This is a genomic window from Brenneria sp. L4-2C (assembly GCF_040240335.1).
Taxonomy (GTDB): domain Bacteria; phylum Pseudomonadota; class Gammaproteobacteria; order Enterobacterales; family Enterobacteriaceae; genus Brenneria.
In genome coordinates this window covers 1-5,313 of sequence record NZ_JBEIAC010000041.1, presented here as the reverse complement: position 1 = coordinate 5,313, position 5,313 = coordinate 1, and the positions used below count along the sequence as shown (strand labels likewise).

General features: G+C 43.2%; 8 protein-coding genes and 5 pseudogenes. 4 read left to right on the top strand and 9 right to left on the bottom strand.

What is annotated here, in order from left to right; genetic code table 11:
* Nucleotides 1-139 (top strand): IS3 family transposase (locus tag ABRZ26_RS24650; protein ID WP_319602909.1); only part of this gene is annotated, 139 nt, incomplete at its 5' end.
* On the opposite strand, the pseudogene ABRZ26_RS24645 reads toward ABRZ26_RS24650, so the two are convergent.
* Nucleotides 136-401: pseudogene (locus ABRZ26_RS24645) on the bottom strand (hypothetical protein); the annotation flags it as partial. The gene ABRZ26_RS24650 and the pseudogene ABRZ26_RS24645 sit on opposite strands and share 4 nt — an antisense overlap.
* Nucleotides 402-747: 346 nt before the next feature.
* Between ABRZ26_RS24645 and ABRZ26_RS24640 the strand changes: the two are divergent.
* A complete protein-coding gene (locus tag ABRZ26_RS24640; protein ID WP_319606655.1) occupies nt 748-987 on the top strand; it encodes a SymE family type I addiction module toxin in 240 nt (79 codons plus the stop codon).
* A 36-nt stretch (nt 988-1,023) separates the two neighbouring features.
* Here the strand turns inward: ABRZ26_RS24640 and ABRZ26_RS24635 are convergent, their stop codons facing one another.
* From ABRZ26_RS24635 to ABRZ26_RS25225, 4 genes and pseudogenes are all read right to left on the bottom strand, one after another.
* Nucleotides 1,024-1,302, bottom strand: a complete 279-nt coding sequence (locus ABRZ26_RS24635) for a hypothetical protein (RefSeq protein WP_319606654.1) — start codon at nt 1,300-1,302, stop codon at nt 1,024-1,026.
* 316 nt (nt 1,303-1,618) lie between these two features.
* A pseudogene (locus tag ABRZ26_RS25230) lies at nt 1,619-1,705 on the bottom strand (RHS repeat-associated core domain-containing protein); the annotation flags it as partial.
* A gap of 448 nt (nt 1,706-2,153) precedes the next feature.
* On the bottom strand, nt 2,154-2,423 hold the full coding sequence (locus tag ABRZ26_RS24630; protein ID WP_319606653.1) for a MafI family immunity protein: 270 nt from the start codon (nt 2,421-2,423) through the stop codon (nt 2,154-2,156).
* 329 nt (nt 2,424-2,752) lie between these two features.
* Nucleotides 2,753-2,839: pseudogene (locus tag ABRZ26_RS25225) on the bottom strand (RHS repeat-associated core domain-containing protein); the annotation flags it as partial.
* A gap of 116 nt (nt 2,840-2,955) precedes the next feature.
* Between ABRZ26_RS25225 and ABRZ26_RS24620 the strand changes: the two are divergent.
* Nucleotides 2,956-3,186 carry a SymE family type I addiction module toxin gene (locus ABRZ26_RS24620; RefSeq protein ID WP_413556465.1) on the top strand — a complete coding sequence of 77 codons (231 nt, stop codon included), beginning with the start codon at nt 2,956-2,958 and terminating at the stop codon, nt 3,184-3,186.
* Nucleotides 3,187-3,249: 63 nt separating this feature from the next.
* On the opposite strand, the gene ABRZ26_RS24615 is transcribed toward ABRZ26_RS24620, so the two are convergent.
* Complete coding sequence (locus ABRZ26_RS24615; RefSeq protein WP_319606652.1) at nt 3,250-3,687, bottom strand: hypothetical protein; 438 nt, start codon at nt 3,685-3,687, stop codon at nt 3,250-3,252.
* A gap of 320 nt (nt 3,688-4,007) precedes the next feature.
* Nucleotides 4,008-4,094: pseudogene (locus tag ABRZ26_RS24610) on the bottom strand (RHS repeat-associated core domain-containing protein); the annotation flags it as partial.
* A 120-nt stretch (nt 4,095-4,214) separates the two neighbouring features.
* On the opposite strand from ABRZ26_RS24610, the pseudogene ABRZ26_RS25220 reads away from it, so the two are divergent.
* Nucleotides 4,215-4,552: pseudogene (locus tag ABRZ26_RS25220) on the top strand (SymE family type I addiction module toxin).
* Between the two features lie 49 nt (nt 4,553-4,601).
* Here the strand turns inward: ABRZ26_RS25220 and ABRZ26_RS24595 are convergent.
* Nucleotides 4,602-4,937: a hypothetical protein gene (locus ABRZ26_RS24595; RefSeq protein ID WP_319606650.1), complete on the bottom strand. Its 336-nt coding sequence runs from the start codon at nt 4,935-4,937 to the stop codon at nt 4,602-4,604.
* Nucleotides 4,937-5,313: hypothetical protein (locus ABRZ26_RS24590; RefSeq protein ID WP_319606649.1), on the bottom strand; the 377-nt coding region annotated here is incomplete at its 5' end. The genes ABRZ26_RS24590 and ABRZ26_RS24595, both read right to left, overlap by 1 nt.

The following is a 5,313-nucleotide window of genomic DNA, read 5'->3' as shown; positions in this document are numbered from 1 at the left end:
CGGTGAGAGGTTCAACACGCGGGAGGAGATGAAATCGGCGGTATTCGAGTATATCGAGATAGACTACAATCGGCACCGACGGCATAGTGCCAACGGCGGGCTAAGCCCGGTGCAATTTGAGGAAAGAAACCTCGCTTAAGGCAGTGTCCACCGTCGCTGGGCAAGATCAATACGAATGCTGGCAGGCATACCCAATAGCGCCATGATGTTCATGGCTTTCACCTGCGCCATTGCCTCGCCTACTGCGCATCGTAATCACGCAGCGACGGCCGCTCTGCGAACATCATCTTCATCCGCGACATCGCCGTTTCCGCCAGTGAACGCAGGTGGTAGCCGACTTTCTCTTTCCATTCCTCATCGTTCCCCGTCAGTCGCTGGCGCGCCACCGCCTGATTTCGTTCCTTTATCGGATTCCATTGCTTTTAATAAAGATTTGTTGGCTTCCTGAAAATGTCGGCCACGTGATACACCGAGGTAAGATGTTTTAGACAGTTTCATTTCATCGGCTGTGGAATACGCATTTGGCGGTTTGTTGCTACTACACTTCGCCAGCCCCAGCGGGTCGAACCATGTCAACGGATTCGGCGCATAAGCATAAAGATTCAACCCACCCGCCAGCCCTATCGGGTTATAGGGACGATTTCGTCTGGCTTTCGGGTCGTGCTACCAATTTGGGCTGTAAACTACCCTCATAACATCGTCATAGTAAAAGACGTCGCTCACGCTACCGCCCATTCCTGATTGACTATGGCTGACACGCATTCTATGCCAGATACCCCTGTTTTTAAAATCTCTCAGCCGGAGCGCTATCTGCGTGCCGGCTACCGACCCAACAGGGGCGACATCTCTACGCCCGCCATCAATATCAGCGGAAAGTGGCTACAGGAAGCCGGGTTCAGCACCGAGCAGCCACTCAAGCTGCGTATCATGCCGGGCTGCAATTCCTTTTTTGCATATATTACTGGAATTTCTAACACTCCCAAATAAAAGGCCGGGAAGGACTTACTCCAACCCGACCATCTCTTAATCACCGTCAGCGATTATAACTTCATCATTTTTCATAGCCTCATTGAGATATTCAATAAAGGCGACTATTTCTTTATCTTTAAAATCCGCTAGAGAGTCAATTAATATCTTTTGATGGTCTGGATAAATTCTGGTTTTCCCATATGGATCAACATATACGCCAGTTTTGTTTTTTAAATGCAAAAATGAGCTTCCAGCTTTCCTAACTATTTTATCATTCAACATTAAAGATGGCTTAGTTCCATCATTGTCTGAAAGATAAGATAAATCTAACATAATCAATCTCCTATATGTGCTGGGTAAGATGTGATAATTTTTTACTGGGTCATAAATTGTCACATGCCCCTGTTCACCTCTTGTCCCAATTGACACGGTCATAATCTCTCTGATACCTAACTCTTCCATCTCCCTGATGTATTACTCGACTTGGGTCATTCATTGTCCGATCTTCTAATTTCCGATATTGATTAGGCTTTCTATATTTACTCTTAGCTCGCAGCTTTATCTGTTCTTTCGGAGAGAACTTGCTTTTCCCAATATTATTATGGCGACGGATATGACGGTTAGATACGTGTTTAGTACGTGTTGGGCCACATGCTTTTAAAGCTAGCGGATCGATCCAGCTTAAAGAATTCGGCGCATACTGATAAAGGTTCAGTCTCCCCGCCAGCCCGATCGGGACGGCGAATCGATCCGATCGGCGGATCATACTACCGTTTTTGTTTGTAACCTCCCAAAATTACCGCGTCATTGTTCATACGCTACCGCCACACCTTGATATGTTAAGCTATCTGCACAATAATTATTTTACTATTTAATCAGTAGGTTAAATATAAAAACATAATTTCCAAGACCTGTGACCTACCATAAATTCGACGACATCTGCACTCGCCACGAAAATCGTAAAACTCTTCGCCATGAACTCTGACGCGAGTATTGTGCTGTTCGGGGGTAAAAATAGGACAGGGGAACACATCGCTGATCTATACATTTTACTTATACCCATCATACTTCAAATTGCATGTGCGTTGACTGCGTTCAGTCACCCAAAGCACTTACCTGAGTAAGCTCATCGGGATTCCTTCTCTTGCTGTCTTCCTGAAACTTGAATTATTTAGGGTATATAATCAACATATATGCCTTGCTATCTTGTCGATAATAACACCTGTTTCTAAACCCATAATATTAGATAACTTAACTATGATACTAAGATTATCATGGCTAATTTCCTTATTCTCTTCTGTGATGATATCAATCACAGTATCTAAAGCCAGCCCATACTCACCATAACCAATAAACTCTGTAATTTCATTTATTTCTTCAGACGTAAATACTTTACTCAAAGAAATAATTAATTCAGAGAAATTTTTTTCTATTTCCTGGTAGTCAACATTCATTATCGGGGATTCCTAGGTACATTAGTTGGAAAACCTGACACAATATCACCGTTTCTTTCTTGGATTACTCTAATATCAATACCATCACGAGTCCCATTCGTCACAGTTCTTCCTCCACGTCTCACAGTAGATGACAACGAAGGATCTGTAGCTATGTCAGATATCTCATGCATAATTTTTTCATCAGATCATCCTGATGGGAATTTGCTCTTACCTGGGTGGCCCGTTCCTGGTCGGTACCCACCACCTGTAGCATCTCCATCAAGAATATGCCTACGACGTTTCGGAGTAACGAGATCTACATGATCGTTAGATTTTGTCGATCTATATGCAGTAAGACCCAACGGATCGATCCAAGTCAGCGGATTCGGCGCGTATTGGTAATTGTTTAATCCACCAAGTAGCCCTATCGGATCCGGAGCAATAATCTATTCGACTTTCGGATCGTACTGCTTGTTTCGGCTGTAAATTATCTTTATTCAGTCGCCATATTGCGTGATATCCCGCACGCTACCGCCCGCCGACGAGAAATTTGGCTATCGTTGAGACGAATTCTAAGTCAGACTTCTCGGTAAATAAAGCAACCAAAACAGAACGTTACTACACGGTGGAACACGCGCCGCAAAACGGCAGAGCCAACCCGCCGTCCGCCATCAACCTCAAGAGGCGCAGGCTTGAAGAGTCGGGGTTTATGACTGGCATGCCGATAACCATTACCGTCGAACAGGGCAGGATAGTGATTGAGACGGAGATTAATCCCTGATCATGTACTAAACAGCAGGTAAAAAATAGCCGGATGGATCGTTAAGATTGCTTCCGGCTTGTCTTAAATTTTGTTGTATATTTCCCTCAACTCATCTGCATGTTTCTTATACGCAGGTAGTTTCAACGATTTCAAATAACTTTCTAACATTTCTGGTTTTCTGCTGACAAAAAAGTATTTTAAGAGATAACCGATCAGAAAATTTTTATATGATGGCAGAATCTCAACAATTTCATCATCGCCTTCCTCATTATCACGATTAATTTCATATTTGTGTAGTTTGATAAAATTTACTATCTCTTCTTTATCTGACGAGCATAATTCATTTAATATAGAAAAATCAGTATTTGCTTTATTGATACAATTTGCATCTATATTAAAAACCTGACTAGGTATCTCTGAATCTCTTAATGGGATAGATAGCGATTGTGTGACATTGTTAAGCAAATTCAAATAATTATCGCTGTTAATAAAAGTTCTAACGTCTAATGTTGTTACCATGAATTTTTCCCTTTAATAATTCTGGTCAAGTCATACCTTGTATGGCGATATGAATCCATCCCTTCATGTCCTCACGGTGTTGCTTTTTCAAGATTCCACGACTCATTCACTTTTGGAGTCTTTAATCTTTGAGGCAAACCTCTATGATTTATTTTCATTGAAACATTCTTTATTTGGAACTCTTGCATCCGATGATTGAAAACTTCAACTTTCATCTTCGGCGCAAGACCTCGATTCATACGATTTATATTTCGTTGAGAATATAGGTGAGGATTAGCGTTAGCCTCGTTTTTCCAAAAATCTTTTCTTGCTGAGTTCCAGCACTTCAATCCAAGCGGATCGATCCAGCTCAGCGGATTAGGCGCGTACTGATAGTTGTTCAATCCACCCGCCAGCCCCACCGGATCAAGTGCCACAATTCATCCGTCTGGCGAGCCGTACTACCCGTTTCGGCAGTAAATTACTTCTTTTTCGTCGTCATAGTACAAGAAATCGCTCATGCTACCGCCCACCTTGTACAATTGGCTATGGCTGACGCGCATTCTACGCCAGATACCCCCGTTTTTAAAATCTCTCAGCACGAGCGCTATCAGCGCGTCGGCTACCGGCTCAACAGGGCGACACCTCCACGCCCGACATTACCCTCAGCGGCAAGTGGCTACAGGAAGCCGGGTTTAGTACCGGGCAACCGCTCAAGCTGCGTGTCATGCAGGGCTGCATCGTCATCACCGCGCAGGATATTCGTGAGTTGTGGCACTGTCTGGAAGGATTACGCCGGGAGCCGTTCGATGAACGCGCCGCCGCTGAGTGGCTGGGCGCTTTTCCCGGCGGGCTGGATCTGGCGGAGATTACAGGCAGTGACTGACCGATGATAAAAAAGCCGGAAGGATCGTTAAGATCGCTTCCGGCTTTTTTTATTTTCCTCTTATTTTTGCCAGCCCTTTCTCAAGGCGACTTATGTTTTCGTATTTATCATGGGCTGTACTTTTTGCAAGATAATTTTGCCATCCAATTACTACCTTTTTATAAAACTCTAAGCCTTCCTCAGTGACATTCGACATTTTTAAAACCGTGTCAAGTTTTAGCTTTCCATTTTCATCAAAAGGATCTATATTTACAAGCAATTGATTTTCAATCATGAATTTAAGCAGTGACGTTGAGCTTCTTATAACACCATCTTCCCATTCTTTACTTTTATTCCTAGATATTAACATTGGAACGTTATGTAAATTCAAATCAACGCCATTCATCACTTGGCCCTTATAATTATTGACAACTCGTCAAGTTGTATTAATTCTCCAGTGTTTCTATTTTTTACAAAAACACCGCCTATTTGCCTAATCCTATCTTCTTTAGCTAATTGAACATCTTTAGGTGCTGTTCGACTTGTTATTTCAACAGGCCGCCACTGACCATCCTGACCTTTCACCACAAAGTCAATTCTTCTTCTTTCACCCGTCAGCGGATCTTTAACTGACCGACCTGTGGAATCACGTAAGCCCCCTCTGTCAGGATAGTTGTCACCCCCTATTGAAAAGCTAAATGGGGGCAATGGAGCCTGATATGAAACGTTATTCACCGGAGCGGAAAGCCACTGTATTGGCAAAATTATTGCCGCCTTACAAC